This window comes from Candidatus Margulisiibacteriota bacterium (genome assembly GCA_003242895.1).
In the GTDB taxonomy this organism is placed as follows: Bacteria; Margulisbacteria; Riflemargulisbacteria; order GWF2-39-127; family GWF2-39-127; genus GWF2-39-127.
Window position 1 is genome coordinate 85,517 of record QKMY01000031.1, and the last position, 25,425, is coordinate 110,941.

A 25,425-nucleotide genomic window follows, 5' to 3' on the forward strand; every position below is an offset into this window, starting at 1 on the left:
TATACTTCAATAATGATATCAGATTTTGTCCATTTGTTACCCGACACCTGTTAGCTCTTCCTCTTTACGGAGTGCTAAATGAATAACCAACAGATATTATCTTTAATACAATCCGGTGAGTCCCAGACTTTAGAGTTAAAAGAATCATTTCAAAAACAGATTATTGAGACTCTTGTAGCCTTTGCAAATACAAGAGGTGGCAAGGTAATTGTTGGTGTCCCTAAGGTTAAAAGCATAGTTGGTGTTAATATCAATGATGAAACTGTTCAAGAATGGATAAACCAGATAAAGCTGACAACCTATCCTCAGTTGTTCCCGAGTATTGATATTTATCAGATAGATAATAAAACTATTGCAGTAATTGATATTCGAGAGTTTCCTGTAAAACCTGTTGCATATAAAGACAGGTATTATAAGATAGTAGGGAATAGCACTCATAAATTGCCTTTAGATGAGGTCGTATATCTGCAACATGAATCATTAAGTATTTCGTATGATGCAAATCCGGTTAGTAGTAATATAAATGATCTGGATAATAAACTGATAGATCAGTATTTAATAGATATTAATGCACGTGGTCGCATTGATTTTCAGGGTAACATCGTAGAGAAATTAATTAAACTTAAGCTTATAAGAGATAACAAAATAACATTGTCCGCTTTGTTATTATTTGGTGATCAGTTGATAAAAAGTCCATTACTCATCGCAGTTGATGAGGTAATGACATACATTAATAAACATATTAATCTTTCTTATGAATTTACAGGAGAGTTGCGGAGAGTAGATCATTGGCAATATCCGCTTGGTGCATTACGAGAGCTCGTTCTTAATGCCATTATTCATCGAGATTATAAAAGTTCATCTGATATTATTATAAAAATATTTGACGATAGCATAGTGATCACAAATCCAGGCAAATTATTTGGCGATATAACCCTGGATGATCTTTCTCGTGATGATTATGTCGCTTCTCATCGTAACAAATTACTTACAGAAGCGTTTTATTTTCTCGGTGAAATAGAAAAATATGGAACAGGTATAACAAGAGTTAGACGGATGTTGCTTGAAGAGGGATATAGCCTTTCGTTAGGTTACGAAGTTCGACCAAACACAATAATAACAAAGTTAGCGTTAATAGTTTCAAACGCTACCCCAAACGCTACCCCAATGACTACCCCAATCAGTAATAAAAATAAGATAATCAAGCTGATTAAAGATAACCCAAGGATCACTCGGGATGAACTGGCTAGCGAAATTGGAATAAGTATAAATGGAATAAAGCAACATATTTCTAAATTGAAAAAAGAAAATTTTATTAAACGTATCGGCTCAAACCGCGCTGGCTACTGGAAGATAACACAATGATGACATTGTTTGCGCTACTATTCACGACTCACGGTTTACTACTCGCGATTTCGTTATTCGTATGCACACTGGTATCTTTTTTTCTGGTCTATATCGTATATCGTTTTTGTTTCCGCTACAATATCCTTGATATCCCGAACAATCGAAGTTCACACAAAAAACCAACTGCGCTCATGGGCGGAATCGGCTTTATAATAGCGTTTTTGCTTGGTTATGGAGTTATGTTGTGGCAGCAAATGATCCGGTTTGATATTCATTTTTTTGTATTGCTCTTAGCCTCGCTATTCATCGCGATAACTAGTCTGATTGACGATATCAAACGATTAGGTGCCGGTAAAAGATTTGCAGTCCATATCCTCGGAGCTACTGTTGTCTATTTTGCTGGCTACAAATTGAGCCTATTTTACCTTCCTTTTATGACTATTGATTTTAGTTTTATAAATTATTTCCTAACGGTAATCTTTATCGTAGCTGTGACCAATATCTATAACTTCATGGATGGGATAGATGGTTATGCCGGAGGGATTGGGGTTTTAGGTAGCGCTGCTCTAGCTGCTTTTGCATTTATAATGGGGGATTATTCTACAGCAACGATTCTTCTAATATTAGTGGCGTCGCTCATTGGATTTCTCATCTGGAACTATCCAAAAGCTAAAATTTTTATGGGAGATGTGGGTAGTGCCTTTCTCGGTTTCTTTTTTGCAGCAATGATCATTAAAATTAGTCAGAATAATGAAAGCTCAATATCTATAATTCCACTGATAATGATATTTGGTGTTTTTATTATGGATGCTTCTGTTACCTTAATCAGAAGAGCACTTAATGGAGAAAAAGTCTGGGAGGCTCATCGCAGCCATTTTTACCAGAGGCTTAATATATTGGGATGGTCTCATAAGAAAATCATATGGCTTGAATATTGTCATATGCTATTTTGTTGTTGGTTATCTTATTTATATATTCAGGTTAATCCAGTGTATCAACTAGTAATAATCTTTTGTTTTATTAGTAGTTTTATTGTAAAATTTGTCTATATAACCAGATTGGAAAGATTGGGGATTACAAATGGACGATAACAAAATATTGATCGATAAAATTAAACAGGAGATAACAAATTATTATGGAAAATGTGGTGCTGAAGAGATTAATAAATTAATCAGTTTATTGATTAATGAAGCAGGCAATAAAAAAGACGACTCAGCCGTTCCAATGCAGGATGACGACAAAAGAATGCTAGATTTGATGCAACATTTGTAGTAGATTTATATTTTTTCGTTAAAACTTTATTTAACCAATAAGCAATTCTAAAACTATATAAGAAGCCTCAAAGACCAGGATGATAAAGGTCCGACGAATAGATCAACAATTCTAATGTGCATAATAATTACAATAAGGAGACCCCAATAATGAAAGGCATAATACTCGCAGGTGGAAGCGGTACAAGATTGTATCCATTAACTCAAGCTATTACGAAACAGCTATTACCGGTATATGACAAGCCGATGATCTATTACCCGTTGTCAGTACTCATGCTGGCAGGAATAAGAGATATATTGATTATTTCGACGCCCGAAGATCAACCTCTATTCAAAAAAGTGTTAGGAGATGGCGGACATATCAGTGTATCGATAACGTATGCAGTCCAACATGCTCCAAATGGTCTGGCAGAAGCATTTATCATCGGTGAAAAGTTTGTCGGAAATGATAATGTATGCCTGATACTAGGAGATAATATATTCTATGGGCAGGGCTTCTCTTCGTTACTCTCCCAATCAGTTAAAGAAATCGAGAACAATAAGGGGGCTGTTGTTTTTGGTTATTGGGTAAATGATCCTGATCGTTATGGCGTTGTCGAATTCGATTCGCAGCGTCGAGCAATTAGTATTGAAGAGAAACCCAAAGAGCCTAAGAGCAATTATGCGGTAACCGGCTTATATTTTTATGACAATGAAGTAATTGAAATTGCTAAAAGCATCAAACCGTCTCCACGGGGAGAGCTTGAGATCACCGATGTTAACAAAGCATATTTGGAGCAGAACAAACTAAAGGTCAGTATGCTCGGCAGAGGTTATGCCTGGCTGGATACAGGGACACATGAGAGCCTGATTGACGCCGGTTCTTTTGTGAAAACCATTGAAGACAGACAAGGCCTGAAAATGGCATGTATTGAAGAGATCGCTTATGAGAACGGGTGGATTACACAATCCCAACTGGAACAGCTGGCACAGGGCCTAATCAAGAACCAGTATGGTCAGTATCTTATGAGTATAGTTAGCCGGAAGTGACCTAAAGATATTTAACCATTTTTCATAAGCTCGCTGGCCATATACGTGATTGGTGAAGTACTCTCAAGATTTCAATCGATGAATCTTTAACACGATAAGCAATTATGTAGGGAATATCTAAAAGAACTAACTCTCTTGTACTTTTTACCCGACCAGGTCTTCCGATGCCAGGACTGCTTAATAGTACTCTTACCTCAATCAATATTTTTGAAACAACCATATCTGCAACGACAACACTATCCTTAGAAAGATAGTCATCAATTATCAATATATCTTCTCTTGCTTTTGTTAGCCAAATAATTCTCATTTTTTACGATTCCTGCTAAGAAATTCTAGTTCCATTTCTTCTTGTGAAATCCACTTAGTATTTGGATTGTTGGCCTCACTAAATGCTTTCTTGATCTCATTGACTTGCCATTCGTTTACTTCAAGATAATTATTGATAGCATCCTCAATAACAAATGATTTTGGGCGATCCATTGCGGCGGCTAACTGTGATATCCGATCATATTTGAGAGACTCGATTCGAACGGTTACTGTTTTATCTTTCATTATTTATCATCTCCTTTTCTATATTGTACCACGATGTAACACAAAGTAAACTATTATTCGTCAAATAACTATAATAAATAATTAAGGTTTTTTCTGTATACTACAGTGTATAGTATAAATTGGAGTCGCGTATTATTCTTCACAAATGTACATTTACTGAAATGTGGTATAATAGGCTGAGAGGTGATATATATATGAGTAGCCATGTTATTAAAAAAGATCGATTGAGTATAGATGTGCTTCCGGAAATGCATAAAAAAATTAAGGTTTTTGCTGCATACCAAGGGAAATCAATTAGAGAGTATGTCCTGGAATCGATAAAAGATCGAATTAAACGAGATGCACAAAGCAAAAACATTCCAAACGAAGCTACAATACAAACTTTTGAAGATACAGACAACGGAAAAAATATTATAGAAGCAAAAAGCATTGACGATTTATTTAACCAGTTAGGTATTTAGCGAATGCTAAAAATACATTATACAAAGCATTTTGAAAAAGATTTTAAAAAAGCTAAACAATTCAAAATCAAAATTGAAAAACTTAAAGAGGTTATTAGTTTATTGGTAAATGAAGCTCAATTACCTGAAAAATATAAAGATCACAAATTGACCGGTAATTATAAAAATCGACGGGAATGTCATATTGAACCGGACTGGCTATTAATTTATAAAGTCGAAAACGATCAAATTATTTTCGAGCGTATCGGTTCTCATTCTGAGCTTTTCAAATAGGCATAGCTTGCCTTATTGCAGTTTTTTGTTCCATTACTACACAGACCCCAATACCGGTAGCAGAATTTGTCTCGGCATTACCGGCGAAGCATGGTGGGAAAGTATATTGGGATATAGGACATTCATTGACATAGGGAAATAAATGTCATATAACTGGTTTATGTGGGAAGTACGATTAACAAAGAGAGCTAATGAGAAGAAAAACAAGCTTCCGATTAAGGTACAAGGGTTACTGTTAACTTTATTACAAGAAATAAAATATGATGGTCCATATAGGCATAACTGGAAAAATTTCGGCAAATTAGAAGATAACAAATATCACTGCCACATAAAAAAGGGAAATCCTACATACGTTGTGTGTTGGGAAATAATAGATAAAATCATTCAAATAACGGAGGTGTATTATGTTGGAACACATGAAAAAGCCCCATACTGAAAACTCAGAACAGTTATATCCAAGTTTGGCTTTTAGATTTCACGATAAAACTTTCGTTTTAAAAAATGTTACGGACGAAGATATTCAGCCAATAAAAGACGCTATAGAAAAGGTTGTAAGTCAGTTGCCAGAGCAAAAAAAAGAAGTTGAAGAGGATTTTATATCCTTAGATGATGCTTTTGTAGACTTGCTCGAAAAAGTCGGGGGAGAACCTGCGTATCGAAAGGCGGCCTTAATAATTAAGTCTTGTCGTACTGAATATAGAATAAGCCAGAAAAAATTAGCTGAATTATTAGGGACAGAGCAATCGTATATTTCTAAAATGGAAAGGGCAAAAATCCCTGTAGGAAAAAGGTCAGCTCAAAAATTGAGCAAAATATTCAATAAGAGCTATAAAATTTTTATGACCGATCTACCCTGAAATGATAAAAAGTTTTCACAATGAAGTGTTAACAAAGCATATTTGGAGCAGAACAAACTAAAGGTCAGTATGCTCGGCAGAGGTTATGCCTGTCTGGATACAGGGACACACGAGAGCCTGATTGACCCGGTTCTTTTGTGAAAACCATTTAAGACAGACAAGGGGTCTGAAAATGGCATGTATTGAAGAGATCGCTTATGAGAACGGGTGGATTACACAATCCCAACTGGAACTGCTGGCACAGGGCCTAATCAAGAACCAGTATGGTCAGTATCTTATGAGTATAGTTAGCCGGAAGGGACCTCAATTAGAGAGTATGTCCTGGAATCGATAAAAGATCGAATTAAACGAGATGCACAAAGCAAAAACATTCCAAACGAAGCTACAATACAAACTTTTGAAGATAAAAAAGCTAAACAATTCAAAATCAAAATTGAAAAACTTAACAGTTATATCCAAGTTTGGCTTTTAGATTTCACGATAAAACTTTCGTTTTAAAAAATGTTACGGACTAAGATATTCAGCCAATAAAATAGATTGATCCGGAGTGGTATGGTGTTGTCTAATTCGATTCGCGGCATCGAGAACTTAGATAATTACATTGTATTCGCAATATCTCCAATAACAATAGAGGATGTTCCTATTAATGCTCCACTACTAATGGATAGTATGCTATAATAATTTTAAACACACCAAAATATAATAAGGTAAGATAAATGAATAGAGAGCAATTGACCGAGGTCATAAAAGATCAAATGACTATGCGTTGGAAAGAATCTTATATTCCAAGAAATGCATTTTCACGAATAGATAGTCTTAAGACCATTTCCAGTGTCATTATAATATCTGGAGTAAGACGTTGTGGAAAATCAACTTTTTTACAGCAAATACGAAATAGTGAAACAAAACAAGATTATTATATGAATTTTGATGATGAGAGGCTTATTAATTTTTCCGTTGAAGATTTCCAGAAATTATATGAGTTATTTATAGAAATGTATGGAGAACAGCAGGTTTTTTATTTTGATGAGATTCAGAATATTCCCGGATGGGAACGGTTTGTTAGACGATTACATGATCAAGGAAATAAACTCTATATTACAGGCTCATATGCTTCCATGCTAAGCCGTGAGTTGGGGACTCACTTAACAGGCCGTTTTGTTCAGATTGAGTTATATCCTTTTTCTTTTGGAGAATATCTTCTTAATAAAAAAATAAGTCATGATATTAAATTCTTAGGAACAAAAGATAAGGCAGTTTATAAACGTAATTTTAATGACTATTTTGTTTCCGGTGGTATTCCTGAATACATTCAATCCTACGAAAGAAAATATCTAAAAACTATGTACGAAAGTATACTGTACCGTGATATTGTCGCCAGGTATAAAATAACCAGGGATCATGAATTAAAAGAACTGGTGTATTTTTGTGCAAGTAATGTAAGTAAAGAGATATCCTACAACTCGCTTAAGAAAATTATAGGAGTGAATAGCCAGACGACAGTTAAAGATTATTTAAGTTATCTTGAGAATGCTTATCTACTATTTTTGTTGCCAAGATATGATTATTCTGTTAAACGACAAATACTAGCACCAAAAAAAATATATATTATCGATAATGCGCTAGCTTTGCAGTTAGGCACAAGAAATTCACCCGATCAAGGTCGGTTGTTAGAAAATCTTGTTTTTATTCAATTAAAGAGATCTGAGCAAGAAATATACTATTATTCAGGCAAACGGGAATGCGACTTTGTAATAAAAGAAGGTAATCGTATTATACATGCAATTCAGGTGACTTTATCTCTTGAGAATGAAGAAACCAGTCAAAGAGAGATTAATGGCCTTATTGAGGCTATGAAGACATATGGGCTGGCTACCGGTCTAATATTGACGGAAGATGAAGAGGACGAGATCACGGTGAATACTTATAAAATCACTATTTTACCAGTATGGAAATGGTTGTTGCAGAATTGGAAATAGTTTATTGTGCAAGGTTTCCTCGAAAATTGTCATAATATCCTGGTCACCCACCGATTTATCATGCACCCAATAAAATTCCACTGGTGCAATAAGCAAAAAAAATATAAAATGTTAAATGCGCAGGAAAGCTATTACGCTTATGTTGGTATCTCTAAGAAATTAACAAATAATATTTATAGAATGGATACAAAATGATCCCTTTTTATAAAGCACATATTACCGATGATGAAATAAAAAATATTACAGGAAAAGGAGATAAAAATGGCGAAAGAAATTACAGTAAAAAGCACTAAAAATGAAGTAATGGATGCATATAATGAGCTGTTGGAAAAAGTAAAAAACCAAAAAGTCATTGATGTTAAAACTGAAAAGATCAAGGAAGAAGACAAAGAAATTATCAAAAATGCCACCTCCTTATCATCAGAAAAAATCATAAAAGGATTAGCAGAAAACAAACTCGAAATAGCCAAATATTTTGATACATTAGAAGACCGACTGGTGAACGAATCCAAGAAATTAAGTGACCTTCAACATGCAATAGAAATAGAGAAAAAATATTTGGAAGAAATCTATCAGATAAAAACCAATGTTGATAGCTTAGAAGCCCTGTTCCGTGCACAAAAAGAAAAAAAAGAAACATTCGAAGCGGAGATTGAAGAGAAAAAAGCGTTGTTTGATAATGACCTTTCACAAAAAAAACAGCAATGGAAAAAAGAGCAAGACGACTACGAGAATGCAAAAAAAGAAAAAGAATCTCTAACAAAAAAAGAGCGAGAGCGAGAGGAAGAAGAATTTAACTATAACCTCCAGTTGAAAAGGAAAAAAGAGAAAGATGAATATGAGGCAAAAAAGGCAACACTGGAAAAAGAATTAATCCAGAAAAAAGAACAAGTCGAGAAACAGCTATCCGACAGAGAGTCATTTATAGCCGGAAAAGAACAGGACTTAGTATCCTTGAAAGATCAAGTTGAACAGTTCCCGATCCGTTTAGATCAAGCCATTAAAGACACCGAGAAAAATACCCTCGAAAAAATAGAACTAAAATATAAACATAACGCCGAACTCTCTGCAAAAGAGATAGAAGGCGAAAGGAAGTTGAATAAACAACAGATAGTTTCCCTCGAAGCCAAAATTAAGGAACAGGATGAAGTAATAAAGCAGTTACGTCAAAAAACTGATGAATGCGGGATACAAGTACAGAACATCGCAGTGAAAGCAATAGAAGGTGCATCGGCTCAGCGCGTCTATAGGTCCGTTCAGGAAAAAACAGGAGAACAATAAAACTCATAATCAAGTATTTAATGTCGATGGATAATATATTTTGCAGGAATGCAGGAATCTACAATATATAGAATATATGAGGTTGATATGGTAAGATTAAGCGAATATGAGATCCATTCAATTAAAGAAGTGATTTATGCTTATGATAAGATGGCTCGGGTTTATCTCTTCGGTTCCAGGACAGATGTTACTAAAAAAGGCGGAGATATAGATTTACTAGTTATTTCGGAAGTTATTCCTAAGAATAGCAAGAGGCAGATACTCCTGGCATTGTACAGTAAGCTAGGCGAACAAAAAATTGATTTAATAATTGATAAAGATTTTAATAGGCCGTTTGTAAAAATAGCATTAGAGAGTGGGATTTTATTATAATCTTTTTGAGGGTATTTGATGAAGAACAACAGTGATTTATTAGCCCTATTAAATGAAGAATTATCTATTCTTGATAATTCGGTAAACGTATTGAACTATTCCTATAATAAATGCTTAACAATCGGTATTAAAGAGAAATATCAACCTGCTGAATTAGAGAGCTTTGAGTCCTTGACCGGTAGGTTTTCGCGCTTGAGTGACATTATTATTCAAAAAATATTTAGATTGTTGGATTCGTTGGAACTGGAAAGCAGCGGTACTATCATTGATCGCCTGAATAGAGCTGAAAAGCGAGGCTTAATAGCATCAGCTGAAACTTATAAACAAATAAGATTCTTGCGCAATTCGATTGCACACGAGTATGTCCAGGAAGTAATCGAAGATATATTCGCTGAAGTGCTTAAATATGTGCCTGATCTGCTTTATACTGTCGAGAGAATAAAAACTTATGCAAAAAAACTAATCTGAAAAATTATGTTGAAATTGATAGAATTGACCGTTTAAGAAGTTAATAATCAGAAACAAAACGTGGCATGAGTGAACCCAGAGCTTAAAGGCATACTAAAAGATTCCTGCATCATGCGATAAAAAACTATTAATTAACTATATAAAGTATATAGAAAATATACTCAAAATATAAGATAAATACAACCAAAATGGAAAATCAGATTTCAATATTTACAAAGCTAAAGAAGAATAACCTGTCTTCTGTCGCCAGGCAGAAAGGTGAGGTTGCTTTTGTTCTTGCTTTTGATGATAATGGGGCTTTTATTAAAGTTACAGATAAAAAAGGCAACTCTGTTAATTATGACCAGTATATGTACTACTCCGGTGTAACCAGAGATATTCTCAAGACGCTCGCCCGTTTGCAGGAGAAAAATGCCTTTAAGGTCGATTGGGAAAATCCGGAAAATAAAGTATATCTTCATGAGCACGAATATATATTCAATCAATTAGCAGGGTTAGATGATCTTTTTGATGAAAACAAGAAAAAAATAACTTTCAGCGCTGATCATGGGCATATTGTCCTTATCATTAAAGAGCTTTCATCTCAACAGCTGACCTCCAGTGTTCAATTTTTTATTGATAGCAAATATGCTGATTTTAAACTGCTTTCGGAAAGTCATATTCTGTCCGACAATACTATTTATACTGTATTGCCGGCTGGCGAGGCATTTAAGCGTATTCCTGTGTTTACAACTACTTTTTCTGCTCAGCAGCTGGAACAGTTTCTTACGCTGTTTTATTCTTGTTTCGATAATATAATTCTGGAATATAAAGATTATCGTTGTACGAAAGGTGAGCCGGTGCAAGAGGTACCTGCCTTGATCATTGAAGATATCGGTGAAGATAATACATTATATTTGCGTACGGGAAATGTGGTTAAAGGATTCCCGGTAGAGTTCATGGATAATTACGATGTTGTGAGGGTCGTAACTGAGAACGAGCTGGAAAGGACTTTTGTTATTCATGAAATTAGTCATAGTTCTCGTAATCTGAATCAGAGTGATTTACAGCATTTGCTAAAAAAATGTCAAAAGGATATTAAAGCAAAAGAAAAAAGCAACTATTATCCGGAGGGCAATTTGTATGTCATTGAAGAAGCTCTGGCCCATAATTTTATCGTAACTTATTTGCCGCTATTACTGCGGGATTATATGGTTTTTGGCGCTGATAAACTGCGAAAATACAAAATCGTTTCTGCCAGGCCAAAATTGTCGCTGCAGCTTTCTTATGGAATTGACTTTTTTGAAGGTGATGCGAAGCTTTTTATAGAAGGGGAATCGTTTTCTCTTTTCGAGGTTATCTCTCAATATCGTAAGAGCGCGTATATTCAGCTTAATGACGGAACTAAAGCTTTGATTGATGACGGATATCTGAAAAAGCTGGAGCGCCTGTTTAAAAAAGATAAAAAGAAAGTAAAAATTTCTTTTTTTGACATGCCTTTTTTAGATGAGTTGATTGACGAAAGAATAGCTTCTGAGGAGCTTAATAAACCGCGTGAGATTTTTGAAGGATTCAATAAAATACAGGCATCAATATTAAAACTTCCTAAGCTCGGAATAACACTTCGCGATTACCAGAAGCGAGGGGTCAAGTGGCTCCGGTATTTACATCAAAATTCTCTTGGCGGGTGCCTTGCTGATGATATGGGGCTTGGTAAAACTGCGCAGGCAATAACTTTACTTTCACTGGTATATCCTAAAGAAAAATCTCCATCGATGATTGTTTTGCCGCAGACTCTTTTGTTTAACTGGGAGAATGAGCTTAAAAAAGTTAATCAGGAACTTACTTACAAGCTATATTATGGCCCGCAGCGTAATCTGGATGAAGCTTTGAATCATCAATTATTAATTACAACCTATGCTACTCTTCGTAATGATATAGAAAAGCTGAAAGACATTAAATTTGCCTATGTGATACTTGACGAATCCCAGCATATTAAGAACATTCATTCTCAGACGGCTAAAGCAGTAATGCTGCTCAACAGTAAGCATAGGCTGGCAATAAGCGGAACCCCTGTAGAGAATAATCTCGGGGAGCTGTATTCACTCTTCCGATTCCTTAATCCTTCCATGTTCGGCAGTCTGAATGATTTTAATGATCTCTATGCTGTACCGATACAGAAAGATAATAATAAGGATGTTATGCATGAGCTGAAGCGAAAAATCTATCCGTTTATTATGAGAAGATTAAAAAAAGAAGTGGCTACAGAATTGCCGGAAAAAATTGAACAGATACTGTATGTCGAGATGTCTGAGCAGCAGAAGAAATTGTATGCAGAAAGGCTTAGCTATTTTACTCAGAGTATCAATGCTCAGATAGTAAAAAACGGAGTCAACAGGTCCCAGTTTTTTATTCTGCAAGCGTTGACTGAGTTGCGCCGTATCGCATCAACACCAGAAGCTTTTAGCGATGGCAGGATAGTTTCTCCCAAGCGGGATCTGCTGGTTGAGAATATTCTCGATGCAGCGTTAAACGGACACAAGGTCCTTGTATTTGCAGGGTTTATTAATGCGCTTGAAAACATTGCCGATGATCTTGATCGTCATTCTATTTCTTATGTTTTCATGACAGGAGAAACTAAAAATCGCAGAGAACTTGTTGATAGGTTCCAGAATGACCAGGAAACAAAAGTATTTTTGATGACGTTAAAAACCGGAGGTGTCGGCATAAATCTTACAGCAGCCGATCATGTTTTTATCTATGATCCCTGGTGGAATAATTCTGCTGAAAACCAGGCAATAGATCGTACTCACCGTATCGGGCAAGATAAAACGGTTTTCAGCTATAAGCTTATCACCAGAGGCACGATAGAAGAAAAAATACTGATACTTCAAGAAAAGAAAAACGAGATATTCCAGCAATTGATTTCATCTGATGCCGGTTCTCTTAAGTCGCTCTCGCAGGAAGATATCGATTTTATTTTCACCAGGGAGAGCTAGTTTATGCAAAAAAAAAACACTAAAGATGTCGAAACTTTAGCATACGAATTATTTAACGCCTACAGTTATTTTACGTTGAAAAAGATCTATAATCATTATCTTTTACCTATAATAGAAAAAGAAGCAGCTACACAGCCATGGTTAATTAAGAACATCCATGGTTTGCATGACGCATTATCCAGTCAGACACAGTCTAATGCAGTAGGGCTTGCAAGGAACTGGGCTGTTTTCTTTACGGAACAAGTCCTCGTTGATAAATTCATTAAAGCTTTACCCGAAAATGCTTCCAGGCTTCTTAATCTTTATCTGTGGTACCCCTCTCTCTATATGAGTATTGGGCTCGCTGATAAAATTGTTGGATCGGATATTTTTAAATCAAACTATGACAAAAATCTTAAGGATGAGTTCGCTTTATTTATTATTGATTCAAGCTACTCATATAAGGGGAGTTATCGAACTGATTTTTATATTAATATACCGGGAGAACTAAGGACGGCATTAAAAAAATCATCTTCCAGACCAGCTGATTATGAATTGCATTTCGAAGAGGGACATGCGCAGACGAGTTATGAGTTTGCTGATCAGAACGAAATAGTAGTTATGTTGCAGCAGCTTCAAAAATTTATTGAACTTGGGCAATTGCAGTATACAGCACAGAAGATTATTTCACAAAAAAGTTTGAATGCCGCATCTAAGGCTTTCGGGTTAAAGGAATTTTTTTCTTCGGAGAGCGGTATAAAAGGGTCTACTACGTTTTTACGCATGGCGTGGCTATTAAATATCCTTCAGTTATTTGAGCCTAGTCATGACTATCAGAATACAGATCCGCTTCAAGTAATAAAAAAGATTTTTGAGAATTACACTAGACTGCTGTTTCCGGCTATGCTCCTTCCTCATATGAATGGGTTAGGAAATAATCAATACTTGGTATTACAGGAGGGTGTGCCTTTAAATGAGTCAATTGTCGCTCTATTAAAGACGTTTACCCCAGGGGCCTGGGTTAACATCGAACATATTATCCGTATTATTTCATACCGCAACTATGATACTGCTTCCGGCCAGTATCGGTTTTATGAATCGCTCACAAGCATCCCTCTTACCCATGATAAGTTCCATTATAATCAGAAGTCTCAAGACATTAATCGTTTTGAGTTCTTGTTTGTAGTAACTATCCCTATGATCAAGGCCCATTTTTTTGCGTTGGCATCTTTGGGATTGATTGATATAGCCTATGATAATTCTCCGGATACTATAACGCTCGAATGCGGCAGAGTTGTTAACCTTCAAAAATCCAACCCTTACCTTGGGCTTCGGTATATCAGGTTAAATCAAATTGGAGCTTATGCTCTCGGGCTGGAGAAATCGATTGATATCAATTTTTCGACGGAAGACAGTGTTTTTGTGCTTGATCACCATGTATTGCATTTATCTATCATTGGAGGAAACAGTAAGATTAAAAACCTGATAGCGGCTAAATATGGCTTTCTTTTAAGTGAAAATAAATATAAAGTAAATCGTATTTCATTTCTTCGCGATTGTTCCAATGAAAACGATGTAGCTGATAAGATCAAAGCATTTAAAAACGAGATGGAACAGACTTTGCCGGTTATCTGGCAGGATTTTCTCTCGGAAATTTCACAAAAATCATCACCCGTGATAATTGATCGGGAGCATGTTGTTTTTAAGATCGGCAAGGATCCTGAATTGGTTCGACTGATTGCTACTGATCCTGAATTGAGTAGTCGCATTCTTAAGGCGGAAGGATATCATATATTGATCGCCAGATCAGATTTAGCAAATGTAAAAACGCGTCTGCGTAACTTTGGTTACATGCTTCAGGATGAATCGCATAGATTATGAACGGATAGAAAGTTAGAAACTTTTCGTACTTTTGTACGATATTATATTAGGTAAGATGTAATTTTAGATCTTAGCTATAGGGATTAATCCTAGCTGCGTAAGTTTATTTATACGTATTTGTGCGGGGAGGCTCTTAAATAACATGAACAAGAAACTATTAGCTAGTGATGAAAAAATTTTAAAAGAACGATTATTTGGGATTACTGGTTATAACAAATCCAGTATAAGAAGGGATTCCACTATAGGAAACTTCGTTGATCCTCTGCTTATTGATCATGGTAATACTAGCTGTGCTGAATTATTTATCAGAATTGCTAAGCCGAAGCAGAACGATTTCATTCTTGATGTCGGAGCAAGAGAGAATAAATTTATTGATATTTTACAAGATCAGAAATATAAAAATTCTTATGGTATTGATACAAATTCAAAAATTACAAAAAGTCGATATGGGGTGCAAATGAATGTCATGGATATGCCGGAGAATAATCAGTTTAATATTGTTTGTTTTTCTGGATTGCTTGATTATTTCGAAGGCGGATGGTTTGATAACGGATATGCTACATCATTAGAATCATTAGCAAATAAATTAGACAATTTATTAGTGGCATCCGGGAATATAGTTTTTGGATCTTTAGAATCAGGAAGAGATGAATTCCTGGATATATTTAATAAAAAAGGTTATACAATAACTAAAACTTCAGCTTTGATACTTCTACAAAAACCTTAAGTAGTATATTTGGGCCTACCGTATAAGCAGCTATAGAAAATTGTTAATAGCTTATCTGTGTATCCCTTAGTATATCTTTTCGGGGGGATGGGCAAAAATACCCAGGTTGTGAACTGATTCTTCCTTATCACTAAAATATATTCTCATTTAAAACTCAAACGAATTATATTGGTTTAATTATGATATACTTTTAATGTAGATCAATTGAATTATGGAGCACTACCTTGAATAACGAATATCAACGTGAATATCTTGTTAATGTCGGTGAACGTCCCTGGGGAACGTATTATGTTTTAGCAAATGAAGTAGACCACAAAGTAAAACGTATTGTTGTTTACCCGCATAAGCGATTAAGTCTTCAGAGGCATAAATTAAGGGAAGAACATTGGTTTATCTTGAAAGGCGAAGCATTAGTTGCTATTGATAAAAAACAATCGGTGCTTAATCCTAAAGAGTTCATTGATATTCCCCGAGGTACCATCCATAGAATAACCAATAATACCGATGAAGATCTCGTCTTTATAGAAGTACAAACAGGTGATTACTTTGGCGAAGATGATATTGAGCGATTAGAAGACGATTACCATCGAATTGAGCAATAATAAATTATACAATTGAAACAACGAAATATTATTGTTATATTTATTATATGGAAAACAATAATTCAAAAACAAATATAGAAAATATTAATAAGAACTTGGGCATTAACGATCCTCCCCTAACCATAGGAAACTTATCTGCATCCAAAGAAAAACGACCGGATTCTATCAAAACAATTCTCTTTGTTGACGACCATAAATTTATCATTAGAAATTTAAGAAATAAATTAGAAGCTATTGGGTATAAGGTCTATTCAGCCTATAACGGACAAGAAGCTGTTGACGAGTATTTTAAGATAAAACCGGATATCGTTTTCCTGGATGTAGTAATGCCGGTGAAAGATGGAATAACTGCTTTAAAAGAAATAAAGCGGATTGTGCCAACAAGCAAAATCGTAATGATGTCCGGACTCGGATTTGATGACGAAATAGCTGAAAACATCAAAATCCTCGGCTTGGTTGAAAAAGGTGCGGATGGATTTCTTATTAAGCCGGTTAACGTTGTCAGTATTAACAAAAAAGTTTGGGATTTAGCCGTTAACAGTTAGATAGTTATTTTTGATTATTTTAAGAAAATCAGTAATATCGCCTAAATTATTACTTAATATACTCTTAAGTATCTCAATGTCTAATCTTTGATATTCGTGTATGGATATATTTCTGAAGCCAACCATTTTAATTAATTTTGATTTTAAGTTTTCATTAATAACTTTGTGGTCATGGAGTATTTCGATGCTGGCTTTCATAGTATCAGGTAATTGCCAGTTACTTTCTGCAATAATATGATTTGCAATATCCAGTGATAATTGGATTGTTCTTTGCAAATTAAGGACAAATACATCCTGTATTGTAAAATCTGATAGTTTCGTCGGATCATCTCCGGTAACCTCGTGTATTCTTTCTAAACATCGATATATAGAATCTATCTTTGATAGCAACACATCATTATCAACCATCAATTCTCTCCAATAATTTTTTTTCTATGATTTTCCTGTTTTCTTTGAGGTCAATATATTTGCTTATTACTGTGGTCTTATATATTTTCGCTTCAAATGAATGATCAGAATATATTTCTTTGCCATATCGAATGACTTGATATTGCAAGATATCCGAAATTCCGTTAAGTGAAGTGTAATCTACGTCATATTTAGAAATTTGAGATAGCTCATTTGAAATATTATAATTATCGACTATCGTAGGTTTGTTTTTATATAATACTGCGATATCGATATCACTTCCTTTGTGCTGTTTGTTTTTTGCATAGGAACCAAATAAAAAAATAAGGGTAGGTTTATTGTCCAAATTTTTAAAATAATCTATGGCTTTATCTAATATGACAGTTAATTCGTTTTTTTTCATTTTTATCTTTTATTATGCAATAAATTGTGTGAACTATTGAAACTATTGTAATGGATATTTGATTTTTCTTCAAATAAAATTCCTCTGGTATAATAAGATAAAAAAATATAAAATATTAATTGTCAAAGAAAACAAGAATGTTCACTCTGATACAAAGGAAAAGTCCTGTTATCTACGCATATAGAACGGATATAAAATGATCCCTTTTCATAAAGCACATATTACGGATGATGAAATTAATGGCGTTATAGAGGCAGTAAGATCAGGCTGGCTGACTATGGGCCCCAAAACGATAGAATTCGAAAAAAAATTTGGAGAATACATTGGTGTAAAAAACTCCGTATCAATGAACTCCGCAACCGCAGCTCTTCATCTAGCACTCAAGGCAATAGGACTAAAAGCAGAAGATGAAGTCATTATCCCAACCAATACTTTTATTGCAACAGCCGAAGTAATTACCTATTTTAATGCGATACCGGTGCTATGCGATATAGAACCAGCAACCCATAATATAGATTCGCTTAATATTGAAAAGAAAATAACAAAGAAGACAAAGGCTATAATTCCAGTCCATTTTGCGGGGCAACCTTGTGACATGGACGAGATAATGTCTATTGCAAAAGATAATAATCTCAAGGTTATTGAAGATGCGGCACATGCTATTCCGGCTAGTTACAAAAATCAGAAAATAGGCACCATCGGAGATATCACGTGCTTTTCATTCTATGCCACAAAAACGTTAGCTACCGGAGAAGGAGGCATGGCGACTACCGATAATGATGAGTATGCCAAACACATGAAAATCAATAGACTGCATGGTATCAGCCGGGATGCCTGGGACCGATATACGGCAGCAGGGTCATGGTACTACGAAGTTATTGATAACGGAAATAAATATAACACAACAGATATCAATTCTGCACTTGGGTTAGCGCAACTAAAAAAAGTAGAATGGATGCAGGAGCAACGAGCAAAAATAGCAGCAAAATATACAAAAGCATTCACAAATACAAAAATAGTAACTCCTGTTATTAAAAATAATCGAACGTCGGCATGGCACCTGTATGTTATTAAAGTAGCAAATAGAGACGAGCTTATCGAAAAGTTAAAAGACGAGGGAATAGGAACTTCGGTTCATTTCATTCCGGTCCATAGGCATCCTTATTACAAAAATACTTACGATTATAAACAAACTGATTATCCGGTAGCAGAGGATATATTCCTGCAATCATTATCACTTCCGATATACCCTGGAATGACCGATGAGGATATTGATCGAGTCATTAACAAAGTTATCGAACATGCTAAGTAAACTATATCTGTCCATAGGCAAAATTATTATAGATTTTTTCTTCGCGTTTATCGGAGTATTGTTACTTGTTCCTGTATTTATGTTCCTAGCTTTATTAATAAAGCTTACTTCGAAGGGTCCGGCATTATTTAAGCAGACCAGGCTCGGGAAAAACTTCAAGCCGTTCACTCTGTATAAATTCAGGTCTATGATTGTTGACGCGCCAAAGCTTGGTCCGGGCGTTACGAGTGCTGATGATCCAAGGATTACCAGGGTTGGGAAATTCTTGAGAAAAACGAAACTTGATGAACTTCCTCAATTGATCAATGTCATTAAAGGCGACATGTCGCTTGTGGGGCCCCGGCCCGAGTTAACAGCTTACATAAATGAGTATAAAGAAGAGTATAGAACTGTTTTGTCTATAAGACCCGGTATAACGGATTATGCTGCAATCGAATTTCGTGATGAAGAGAACATTTTAAATAATTATTCAGATAAAGAAAAAGCTTATTTAGAAATTGTTTTACCTAAAAAAATTACACTTTATAAAAAGTATATAAATAAGATAAGCATGGTTACAGACTTGAGAATTATACTTCTGACATTAAAGAAAATTATTGGATAATAATGACGACTGTTAAGATTGTTAGTAAACTATTTAAATACGCATTTGCGGCAATTCTCTGCTATGTTTTTATTTTTGCAATGAAACTAGTTGTGGTATTTCCGTGGACGGCCCAGCAGCTCTATTTTTCGCAAGTACCTGAACAAGTCGGATTGATTGTCTTTCTAGATGGCGAATACAAAGAACGGGTAAACCATGCCTTTGAGCTCTATGAAGCTGGGTATTCAAAAAAAATGTTTTCACCGAATATCGAAGTTTATGCAAATAAAAAGCTGGTAAAAAGCAAGTTAAAAAAATTAGGGAACAAAGTTAAGTTTTATCAAGGCCCTGTTGCTGCCTCCACTTACGAAGAAGCGCTCATTACGAAAGACTTCATCGACAAGCATAATATCAGCAGTATGATTCTGGTTACTTCGCCTTATCATAGCTATAGAGCTAATTGGATATTTAATAAAGTGATGCCTGATATCAGAATTGTGTCGTGTCCGGTACCTATGGAGAAAAGCTGGTTCAAGATAGAGAAGATTGAAAAAAATAACAGCCATTATCGTATTTTTAGAAGCGAACAATTGAAATTTCTGGGTTATTATTTAAAGTATAGCCTTGGCATTAATTTTGACAGGAAAATTGAAAAAGAGATTAAAAATGACCTGAGGTCAAAAGACGACTTGAATTACATTCATTATTTCAAGAGATTTTTAGATAATGAAATAAGTAAAGAGTGATTTTATATAAAAGGTGAGTAATGGAAAACAAAGTAAGGTTCGCGCTTATCGGTTGCGGAAGAGTGTCATATAAGCATATAAATGCGCTAAAAAACATAAAAACGGCTCAACTGGTTTCGATATGTGACCTAGTCGAAGATCGTGCTAGAAAAAAAGCAGATGAAACAGGAGTACCCTGGTATACAAATTACCGCGAGATGCTAAAAAACGAAATAATTGATGTGGTCATTATTTTAACTGAGAGCGGGATTCATGCAAAAATTGCCGTCGATGTAGCTCATAATTATCAAAAACATATTGTAGTCGAGAAACCAATGGCCTTAAAACTTGAAGATGCCGATGCGATGATCGAAGCCTGTGATCAAGCTGGTGTGAAGTTATTTGTAGTGAAGCAAAACCGATACAATCTGCCGGTAAAAAAACTACGTGAAGCGTTAGAAACCGGCAGATTAGGAAAACTGGTCCTCGGAACTGTCCGGGTACGCTGGTGTCGCGACCAGGCTTATTATGATCAGGACCCATGGCGTGGAACGTGGGCAATGGACGGTGGAGTTTTTACTAATCAAGCCAGCCATCATATTGATCTGCTGCAATGGATGATGGGACCGGTTGAGAGTGTCTTCGCAAGGACTGCGACGATGCTGCATAACATCGAAACCGAAGATACCGGAGTTGCAGTGATTAAGTTCGTTAACGGCGCACTTGGAGTTATTGAAGCGACTACCTGTGCTCGTCCGCAGGACCTTGAAGGATCAATATCAATCCTCGGAGAAAATGGCACTGTCGAGATCGGCGGTTTCGCTGCAAATCAGATGAAAATATGGCAATTCAAAAACAGTTTTCCTGAAGATGAGGCTGTTGTCGAGAAGTACTCTACTATGCCTCCGAACGTCTACGGGTTCGGACATGAAGAATTCCTTAAAAAAGTTGTCCACTCGATTAATCAAAACAGAAAAGCCCTTATTGATGGAATTGAAGGAAGAAAGTCATTGGAAATAATTAACGCGTTGTACGAATCAACTGAAACTGGAAAAGAAGTATTCCTGCGATTTAAGCCAAAAAGAAGTAAGCTCGGACAGTGTGAAGAATAATGAACATACAACTCAATAATATAACGAAACAAGATGCCAGCATCAAAAAAGAAATTCTCAATAAAATCGAACAAATAATCGATAAAGGTTCATTTATTCTCGGAGAAGAAGTTTCTTTCTTTGAACAATCATTTGCAACTATTAGTAAGTCAAAATATGCTATAGGTTGTAGTAATGGTACCGATGCCCTGATTATAGCGCTGAAAACGTTAGGGGTTCAGCCGGGAGATGAGGTTATTACTGTCCCGAACACTTTCATAGCTACAGCAGAGGCTATTGGCGCTATTGGTGCAAAGGTAGTTTTTGCCGATGTTGATGAAACCACTATGTTAATGGATTATTCTATTGTCGAACCTAAGATTAACAATAAGACCAAGGCTATCATTCCTGTACATCTTTATGGACAGCCTGTTGATATTGACGAAATAATATCGATCGCTGACAATAATAAAATTCGTGTGGTATTTGATTGCGCCCAGGCCCACATGGCTGAGTATAAAGGGAGAAGCGTAAGCGAATATGGCGATATGTGCACTTACAGCTTTTTCCCTGGTAAAAATCTAGGCGCATACGGAGATGCCGGATGCGTTACAACGAATAATGAGCAATTCGAGCTAAAAGCAAGGCAATTAACAAATCATGGAAGGAATACTTCCCAGGACAAGTACAGACATGCTATCGAAGGATTTAACAGCAGACTCGACTCACTTCAAGCCGGCATACTAAACGTTAAACTGAAGCACTTAAACAGCTGGACAAAAAACAGGCAACTCGTGGCTGATATCTACAAAAGCTATTTAAATGATATTGAAGAAGTTCAGTTTCCATTCGTAAAAGAGGATAGAAGCCATGTTTACCACTTAGTTGTAGTAAAAGCGGACTGTCGTGATGAACTAGCTTTATATCTCAAGGAAAATGGGGTGCAAACCGGGATACATTATCCTATTCCACTTCATTTGCAACCGGCTTACGAATATTTGAACTACAAAAAAGGTGATTTTCCTGTAGCAGAAAAACTTTCTTCACAGATACTTTCATTACCGACATATCCAAGCCTTACAGAAAAAGAAATTGTATATATTACTGATAAAATTAAGGCTTTTTATAGGAATAATTTATGCAAAGCAAGTTAATCTTAAGCTGTTTTTTTATACTTTTAATTGTAAGTACAACAGTTAGTGCTAACGAAGAGAGCATGAAACTTCGCATGAAAGAAATCGAGCAGCGCATCAACAACCTGGAACGCAGGTCGCCGGATAGAAATACCGAGGAGGATAACGACACAAAAGGCAGGATAAAGCTGATTGAAGAACGGATCGGCAGCATTAACGCCGATACTAAAAACTTGCGTTTGGCGGAAAAAGGCGCACAGCCGGAATATCAGCTTATCAAAACAATATCCTATCCCGGGCTTGACCCAGGACAACTTCTTAATCCCCGGGGATTGGCAGTAAGCAGCAAAGGAATCTTTGTCGCTGACTTCGATAACAAGCGGATTCAGCACTTCACGAAAGATGGGGCATACGTTAATTATTTCAATAATCTATCATCTAATTCAATCGGTAAGCTGAAGGGGCCTTACAGTATTGCACTTGGTTATGGAGATACCGTATGGGTTGTCGACAAAGAAAACAATCTGGCTATACAGTATGAAATTAACGGGACCTTTATTACAAGTTTTGGCGGGTTAGGTGATGATAATGGAAAGCTAAACGAACCTAGCGGAATTGATATCGATAATAAAGGTTATATTTATGTTGCTGATTCTGGAAATGACCGTGTGCAAAAATTTTCACCTAACGGAAAACATATTGTTACGATAGGTGGATTCGGCAGCGGAGACTATAACTTTGATAAACCGGTAGACGTAGCGGTCGATAACAAAGGCTATATCTATGTTCTTGACCTGGGAAACAAAGTAATTAAAAAATATAATGAATATTTGCAATTTATGATGGAGATTAACGGCCGACCTAAAAAAGGTCGATCATGGCAAAAACCTGTGGCATTAGAAACCGACGACAGCGGGAACATCTATATCGTCGATGCCAATGGGAGAAGAGTTTTCATTTATAACTCTAAAGGCGAATTGATCGATGAAATCTATGAAGGATTACGAGAACCTCATGATATAGCCATAAGAGAGAACATATATATCACGGATGGTATAAAACATCAGATATTTGTATATAAAGTTCGCGCCTCACATTAATGAGGCGCCTTTATAGGGGGGAGAAGAGATAACAGGTTTTTCACCTGTCACTATATTATCGTAAATAAAAAAAGATAGTATCAACTTTTTTTTACTTAATAATTTATAAAGGAGCATCTCTTTGAAATCACAAGTATATTTTTATGACATCCATAAACACCACAAAATTTCTCCAGTAAATAAACTGGGAGATCTGGCAGCCAGGTTGGATGTAAGTGAACTATTATCGGAAGGCGGAAACTGCGCAGTCAAAGTCCATTTTGGAGAACCAGGAAATGCTTCATTCATACGCCCGATATATATCAAAAAGATTGTTTCCATTATCAAGGGCTTAAAGCTTAATCCGTTTTTGACTGATACAAATACACTCTATTATGGACAGAGATCAAATGCGGTTGATCATTTGAACGCTGCGATAGGAAACGGATTTGCATATGCCGTTGTGGATGCGCCGCTCATAATCGGTGACGGCCTTAATGGAAAAGATTATGTGAATGTTCCTGTAAACGGCAAGCATTTTTCTGAAGTCAAAATCGGATCGGCAATATATCATGCGGATGCGATGGTTGTTGTCTCTCATTTTAAAGGGCATGAGCTCTCGGGGTTCGGTGGTGCGATTAAGAATATCAGTATGGGTTGTGCCAGTAGGGCAGGGAAACAAATGATGCATTCAGCCGTAAAGCCAAAAGTTAATGGAAGTATTTGTACCTCTTGTGGCAAATGTATTCAATACTGTCCAACCAATGCCATCGAAATCATTCAAGAGAACAAGCCGTTTGCATCGGTCAACTCAGATGTCTGCTATGGTTGCGGCGAGTGTGTCGTTACCTGTCCTGCAAAAGCAATCAAACCTAATTGGCAAACCGAAACATCCGTCATGCAGGAAAAGATGGCAGAATTTGCAGCGGGAGCAGTACAAAACAAAAAGAACAAAGTAATATACTTCAACTTTCTGATTGATATGTCGCCCTGTTGCGATTGTTATCATTTTAACGATGCGCCAATTAAAGAAAACATCGGCATTCTGGCAAGCAATGATCCGGTTGCTATCGATAGAGCGAGCCTCGATCTTGTCGGTCTTGATGTTTTCAAAAAAATATATCCTGAGATTAACCCTGCTGTTCAATTGAATTATTTGGAGCAACTGGGCATTGGTACTCAAGAGTACGATCTTATAAACGTATAATCGATAGTGATCGAGTTCTCGGAATAAAGTATAATTATATGGTATTTAATGAAATATTAAAGAATCTCATTGACCTGATCTTTCCCTCCCATTGCATAGAATGCGGAAAGCGGTCGGATAAACCTCTGTGTCCTGAGTGCGAAAAATTTTTGAGCTGCCATTCATGGGCAGCGGCACTGCCATATCTAGAAAAGATATACGCAGTTTGCGCTTATAAAGGTTCTGTTCGAAAAATCCTCAAGGAAGCGAAGTTTCGAAAAAATATCCTCTATATCAACTATTTAATTGAATACTATAAAGAGACCGTCAAAATTGACGATAAAATTGATATTATCATTCCAGTTCCTTTGTCGGAAAAGAGGATGTCAGAACGTGGGTTCAATCAGGCAGAAATGATTGCCACTACGATCGCAAGAAAAAGGAACATTTGTGTTTATAACAAAATACTTGATAGATGGAAAGATACTCCGCCTCTCTACGGATTACCAAAACGAGATCGGATCCATAAGCTCGAAAATGCATTTTGTCTCATATCGCCTGCCAAGGTAAAAAATAAAAACATATTACTGGTAGATGACATTTGCACAACCGGTGCTACATTAATGAGCTGTGCAAAGTTGTTTCAGGAATCCGGGGCCCAATCAGTTCAGGCGTTTGTTCTAGCAAAAAGCTGATATACCCAGAGTAGAACATTTTTTTCCTGATAAGAAATTCTAATTATGGGATGGTGGGCCTATGAACATTGATCCTCGGGAGCAGGGTTTGTAGACTCTGCTCCCGTATATGTGCGCCCAGCATGGGCGCTTTCTAGTCGGTGAAAGTCCGATATGGGGGTTGATAGTGCCAACCATTAGCTCAAGACAAGGGTGTCCATCGTGAGGT

At 36.1% G+C, this 25,425-nt stretch carries 29 protein-coding genes; 25 read left to right on the top strand and 4 right to left on the bottom strand.

All coding sequences use genetic code 11. From position 1 onward, the window contains the following. Positions 1 to 78 precede the first annotated feature (78 nt). From DKM50_04825 to rfbA, 4 genes are all read left to right on the top strand, one after another. On the top strand, positions 79 to 1,365 hold the full coding sequence (locus DKM50_04825) for a hypothetical protein (GenBank protein PZM82072.1): 1,287 nt from the start codon (positions 79 to 81) through the stop codon (positions 1,363 to 1,365). Further along, positions 1,362 to 2,438, top strand: coding sequence for a hypothetical protein (locus tag DKM50_04830; GenBank protein PZM82073.1), 1,077 nt, complete (start codon positions 1,362 to 1,364; stop codon positions 2,436 to 2,438). Before DKM50_04825 ends, DKM50_04830 begins: the two co-directional genes overlap by 4 nt. Continuing rightward, positions 2,428 to 2,619 (top strand): hypothetical protein, encoded by a 192-nt coding sequence (locus DKM50_04835; GenBank protein PZM82074.1) that lies wholly within the window; start codon positions 2,428 to 2,430, stop codon positions 2,617 to 2,619. Before DKM50_04830 ends, DKM50_04835 begins: the two co-directional genes overlap by 11 nt. A 149-nt stretch (positions 2,620 to 2,768) precedes the next feature. After that, a complete protein-coding gene (gene rfbA / locus DKM50_04840; protein PZM82075.1) occupies positions 2,769 to 3,647 on the top strand; it encodes a glucose-1-phosphate thymidylyltransferase in 879 nt (292 codons plus the stop codon). A 22-nt stretch (positions 3,648 to 3,669) separates the two neighbouring features. Here rfbA and DKM50_04845 read toward each other — a convergent pair whose 3' ends face one another. After that, positions 3,670 to 3,954 carry a type II toxin-antitoxin system RelE/ParE family toxin gene (locus DKM50_04845; GenBank protein ID PZM82076.1) on the bottom strand — a complete coding sequence of 95 codons (285 nt, stop codon included), beginning with the start codon at positions 3,952 to 3,954 and terminating at the stop codon, positions 3,670 to 3,672. After that, positions 3,951 to 4,199, bottom strand: a complete 249-nt coding sequence (locus tag DKM50_04850) for a CopG family transcriptional regulator (GenBank protein PZM82077.1) — start codon at positions 4,197 to 4,199, stop codon at positions 3,951 to 3,953. Before DKM50_04850 ends, DKM50_04845 begins: the two co-directional genes overlap by 4 nt. A 194-nt stretch (positions 4,200 to 4,393) precedes the next feature. Between DKM50_04850 and DKM50_04855 the strand changes: the two genes are divergently transcribed. The 13 genes from DKM50_04855 to DKM50_04915 all read left to right on the top strand — a co-directional run bounded on the left by DKM50_04855 (position 4,394) and on the right by DKM50_04915 (position 16,602). Next, positions 4,394 to 4,660: a hypothetical protein gene (locus DKM50_04855; protein ID PZM82078.1), complete on the top strand. Its 267-nt coding sequence runs from the start codon at positions 4,394 to 4,396 to the stop codon at positions 4,658 to 4,660. A gap of 3 nt (positions 4,661 to 4,663) precedes the next feature. Continuing rightward, positions 4,664 to 4,933 (top strand): type II toxin-antitoxin system mRNA interferase toxin, RelE/StbE family, encoded by a 270-nt coding sequence (locus tag DKM50_04860; protein PZM82079.1) that lies wholly within the window; start codon positions 4,664 to 4,666, stop codon positions 4,931 to 4,933. A gap of 160 nt (positions 4,934 to 5,093) precedes the next feature. Further along, positions 5,094 to 5,369, top strand: coding sequence for a cytotoxic translational repressor of toxin-antitoxin stability system (locus DKM50_04865; GenBank protein PZM82103.1), 276 nt, complete (start codon positions 5,094 to 5,096; stop codon positions 5,367 to 5,369). Then, complete coding sequence (locus DKM50_04870) at positions 5,350 to 5,790, top strand: hypothetical protein (GenBank protein ID PZM82104.1); 441 nt, start codon at positions 5,350 to 5,352, stop codon at positions 5,788 to 5,790. Before DKM50_04865 ends, DKM50_04870 begins: the two co-directional genes overlap by 20 nt. Positions 5,791 to 6,506: 716 nt before the next feature. Beyond that, entirely contained in the window at positions 6,507 to 7,769 is a 1,263-nt protein-coding gene (locus tag DKM50_04875) for an ATP-binding protein (protein PZM82080.1), read from the top strand. 261 nt (positions 7,770 to 8,030) lie between these two features. Beyond that, positions 8,031 to 9,050 (top strand): hypothetical protein, encoded by a 1,020-nt coding sequence (locus tag DKM50_04880; GenBank protein PZM82081.1) that lies wholly within the window; start codon positions 8,031 to 8,033, stop codon positions 9,048 to 9,050. Positions 9,051 to 9,137: 87 nt separating this feature from the next. After that, positions 9,138 to 9,422, top strand: a complete 285-nt coding sequence (locus tag DKM50_04885; GenBank protein PZM82105.1) for a nucleotidyltransferase domain-containing protein — start codon at positions 9,138 to 9,140, stop codon at positions 9,420 to 9,422. Between the two features lie 18 nt (positions 9,423 to 9,440). Further along, positions 9,441 to 9,890: a hypothetical protein gene (locus tag DKM50_04890; GenBank protein ID PZM82082.1), complete on the top strand. Its 450-nt coding sequence runs from the start codon at positions 9,441 to 9,443 to the stop codon at positions 9,888 to 9,890. Between the two features lie 188 nt (positions 9,891 to 10,078). Continuing rightward, positions 10,079 to 12,868 carry an ATP-dependent helicase gene (locus tag DKM50_04895; GenBank protein PZM82083.1) on the top strand — a complete coding sequence of 930 codons (2,790 nt, stop codon included), beginning with the start codon at positions 10,079 to 10,081 and terminating at the stop codon, positions 12,866 to 12,868. Positions 12,869 to 12,871: 3 nt separating this feature from the next. Continuing rightward, a complete protein-coding gene (locus DKM50_04900; protein ID PZM82084.1) occupies positions 12,872 to 14,728 on the top strand; it encodes a hypothetical protein in 1,857 nt (618 codons plus the stop codon). A 142-nt stretch (positions 14,729 to 14,870) separates the two neighbouring features. After that, on the top strand, positions 14,871 to 15,455 hold the full coding sequence (locus DKM50_04905; protein ID PZM82085.1) for a hypothetical protein: 585 nt from the start codon (positions 14,871 to 14,873) through the stop codon (positions 15,453 to 15,455). 224 nt (positions 15,456 to 15,679) lie between these two features. Then, the gene (locus DKM50_04910) at positions 15,680 to 16,057 is read left to right on the top strand and encodes a mannose-6-phosphate isomerase (GenBank protein ID PZM82086.1); all 378 of its coding nucleotides are present in this window, start codon (positions 15,680 to 15,682) and stop codon (positions 16,055 to 16,057) included. Between the two features lie 47 nt (positions 16,058 to 16,104). Next, complete coding sequence (locus tag DKM50_04915; GenBank protein PZM82087.1) at positions 16,105 to 16,602, top strand: hypothetical protein; 498 nt, start codon at positions 16,105 to 16,107, stop codon at positions 16,600 to 16,602. Here DKM50_04915 and DKM50_04920 read toward each other — a convergent pair. Together DKM50_04920 and DKM50_04925 are read right to left on the bottom strand one after the other, a co-directional pair. Further along, positions 16,585 to 17,010 (bottom strand): transcriptional regulator, encoded by a 426-nt coding sequence (locus DKM50_04920; GenBank protein PZM82088.1) that lies wholly within the window; start codon positions 17,008 to 17,010, stop codon positions 16,585 to 16,587. The two genes, DKM50_04915 and DKM50_04920, sit on opposite strands and share 18 nt — an antisense overlap. Continuing rightward, positions 17,003 to 17,413 (bottom strand): hypothetical protein, encoded by a 411-nt coding sequence (locus tag DKM50_04925; GenBank protein ID PZM82089.1) that lies wholly within the window; start codon positions 17,411 to 17,413, stop codon positions 17,003 to 17,005. Before DKM50_04925 ends, DKM50_04920 begins: the two co-directional genes overlap by 8 nt. Before the next feature lie 196 nt (positions 17,414 to 17,609). Here DKM50_04925 and DKM50_04930 point away from each other — a divergent pair, with 196 nt between their 5' ends. From DKM50_04930 to DKM50_04965, 8 genes are all read left to right on the top strand, one after another. Beyond that, the gene (locus DKM50_04930; GenBank protein PZM82090.1) at positions 17,610 to 18,725 is read left to right on the top strand and encodes a UDP-4-amino-4,6-dideoxy-N-acetyl-beta-L-altrosamine transaminase; all 1,116 of its coding nucleotides are present in this window, start codon (positions 17,610 to 17,612) and stop codon (positions 18,723 to 18,725) included. Further along, positions 18,715 to 19,329: a sugar transferase gene (locus DKM50_04935; protein ID PZM82091.1), complete on the top strand. Its 615-nt coding sequence runs from the start codon at positions 18,715 to 18,717 to the stop codon at positions 19,327 to 19,329. The genes DKM50_04930 and DKM50_04935 overlap by 11 nt, the downstream gene beginning before the upstream one ends. A 2-nt stretch (positions 19,330 to 19,331) precedes the next feature. Further along, entirely contained in the window at positions 19,332 to 20,054 is a 723-nt protein-coding gene (locus DKM50_04940; GenBank protein PZM82092.1) for a hypothetical protein, read from the top strand. A gap of 20 nt (positions 20,055 to 20,074) precedes the next feature. Next, positions 20,075 to 21,145 carry a gfo/Idh/MocA family oxidoreductase gene (locus DKM50_04945; GenBank protein PZM82093.1) on the top strand — a complete coding sequence of 357 codons (1,071 nt, stop codon included), beginning with the start codon at positions 20,075 to 20,077 and terminating at the stop codon, positions 21,143 to 21,145. Further along, positions 21,145 to 22,278, top strand: a complete 1,134-nt coding sequence (locus DKM50_04950; protein PZM82094.1) for a hypothetical protein — start codon at positions 21,145 to 21,147, stop codon at positions 22,276 to 22,278. Before DKM50_04945 ends, DKM50_04950 begins: the two co-directional genes overlap by 1 nt. Further along, positions 22,263 to 23,357: a hypothetical protein gene (locus tag DKM50_04955; protein PZM82095.1), complete on the top strand. Its 1,095-nt coding sequence runs from the start codon at positions 22,263 to 22,265 to the stop codon at positions 23,355 to 23,357. The genes DKM50_04950 and DKM50_04955 overlap by 16 nt, the downstream gene beginning before the upstream one ends. Positions 23,358 to 23,478: 121 nt before the next feature. Continuing rightward, positions 23,479 to 24,543, top strand: a complete 1,065-nt coding sequence (locus DKM50_04960; protein ID PZM82096.1) for a 4Fe-4S ferredoxin — start codon at positions 23,479 to 23,481, stop codon at positions 24,541 to 24,543. A gap of 38 nt (positions 24,544 to 24,581) precedes the next feature. After that, positions 24,582 to 25,217 (top strand): hypothetical protein, encoded by a 636-nt coding sequence (locus DKM50_04965; protein ID PZM82097.1) that lies wholly within the window; start codon positions 24,582 to 24,584, stop codon positions 25,215 to 25,217. Positions 25,218 to 25,425: the final 208 nt, after the last annotated feature.

What these genes read in the sequence shown, in the direction of transcription:
- DKM50_04870 (PZM82104.1), top strand. Translation starts at nt 5,350, where the DNA reads ATGAAAAAGCCCCATACTGAAAACTCAGAACAGTTATATCCAAGTTTG.
- DKM50_04900 (PZM82084.1), top strand. Translation starts at nt 12,872, where the DNA reads ATGCAAAAAAAAAACACTAAAGATGTCGAAACTTTAGCATACGAATTA.
- DKM50_04880 (PZM82081.1), top strand. Translation starts at nt 8,031, where the DNA reads ATGGCGAAAGAAATTACAGTAAAAAGCACTAAAAATGAAGTAATGGAT.
- DKM50_04830 (PZM82073.1), top strand. Translation starts at nt 1,362, where the DNA reads ATGATGACATTGTTTGCGCTACTATTCACGACTCACGGTTTACTACTC.
- DKM50_04955 (PZM82095.1), top strand. Translation starts at nt 22,263, where the DNA reads ATGCAAAGCAAGTTAATCTTAAGCTGTTTTTTTATACTTTTAATTGTA.
- DKM50_04965 (PZM82097.1), top strand. Translation starts at nt 24,582, where the DNA reads ATGGTATTTAATGAAATATTAAAGAATCTCATTGACCTGATCTTTCCC.
- DKM50_04860 (PZM82079.1), top strand. Translation starts at nt 4,664, where the DNA reads ATGCTAAAAATACATTATACAAAGCATTTTGAAAAAGATTTTAAAAAA.
- DKM50_04855 (PZM82078.1), top strand. Translation starts at nt 4,394, where the DNA reads ATGAGTAGCCATGTTATTAAAAAAGATCGATTGAGTATAGATGTGCTT.
- DKM50_04950 (PZM82094.1), top strand. Translation starts at nt 21,145, where the DNA reads ATGAACATACAACTCAATAATATAACGAAACAAGATGCCAGCATCAAA.
- rfbA (PZM82075.1), top strand. Translation starts at nt 2,769, where the DNA reads ATGAAAGGCATAATACTCGCAGGTGGAAGCGGTACAAGATTGTATCCA.
- DKM50_04935 (PZM82091.1), top strand. Translation starts at nt 18,715, where the DNA reads ATGCTAAGTAAACTATATCTGTCCATAGGCAAAATTATTATAGATTTT.
- DKM50_04895 (PZM82083.1), top strand. Translation starts at nt 10,079, where the DNA reads ATGGAAAATCAGATTTCAATATTTACAAAGCTAAAGAAGAATAACCTG.
- DKM50_04850 (PZM82077.1), bottom strand. Translation starts at nt 4,199, where the DNA reads ATGAAAGATAAAACAGTAACCGTTCGAATCGAGTCTCTCAAATATGAT.
- DKM50_04930 (PZM82090.1), top strand. Translation starts at nt 17,610, where the DNA reads ATGATCCCTTTTCATAAAGCACATATTACGGATGATGAAATTAATGGC.
- DKM50_04945 (PZM82093.1), top strand. Translation starts at nt 20,075, where the DNA reads ATGGAAAACAAAGTAAGGTTCGCGCTTATCGGTTGCGGAAGAGTGTCA.
- DKM50_04875 (PZM82080.1), top strand. Translation starts at nt 6,507, where the DNA reads ATGAATAGAGAGCAATTGACCGAGGTCATAAAAGATCAAATGACTATG.
- DKM50_04835 (PZM82074.1), top strand. Translation starts at nt 2,428, where the DNA reads ATGGACGATAACAAAATATTGATCGATAAAATTAAACAGGAGATAACA.
- DKM50_04825 (PZM82072.1), top strand. Translation starts at nt 79, where the DNA reads ATGAATAACCAACAGATATTATCTTTAATACAATCCGGTGAGTCCCAG.
- DKM50_04915 (PZM82087.1), top strand. Translation starts at nt 16,105, where the DNA reads ATGGAAAACAATAATTCAAAAACAAATATAGAAAATATTAATAAGAAC.
- DKM50_04925 (PZM82089.1), bottom strand. Translation starts at nt 17,413, where the DNA reads ATGAAAAAAAACGAATTAACTGTCATATTAGATAAAGCCATAGATTAT.
- DKM50_04890 (PZM82082.1), top strand. Translation starts at nt 9,441, where the DNA reads ATGAAGAACAACAGTGATTTATTAGCCCTATTAAATGAAGAATTATCT.
- DKM50_04845 (PZM82076.1), bottom strand. Translation starts at nt 3,954, where the DNA reads ATGAGAATTATTTGGCTAACAAAAGCAAGAGAAGATATATTGATAATT.
- DKM50_04865 (PZM82103.1), top strand. Translation starts at nt 5,094, where the DNA reads ATGTGGGAAGTACGATTAACAAAGAGAGCTAATGAGAAGAAAAACAAG.
- DKM50_04920 (PZM82088.1), bottom strand. Translation starts at nt 17,010, where the DNA reads ATGGTTGATAATGATGTGTTGCTATCAAAGATAGATTCTATATATCGA.
- DKM50_04885 (PZM82105.1), top strand. Translation starts at nt 9,138, where the DNA reads ATGGTAAGATTAAGCGAATATGAGATCCATTCAATTAAAGAAGTGATT.
- DKM50_04905 (PZM82085.1), top strand. Translation starts at nt 14,871, where the DNA reads ATGAACAAGAAACTATTAGCTAGTGATGAAAAAATTTTAAAAGAACGA.
- DKM50_04940 (PZM82092.1), top strand. Translation starts at nt 19,332, where the DNA reads ATGACGACTGTTAAGATTGTTAGTAAACTATTTAAATACGCATTTGCG.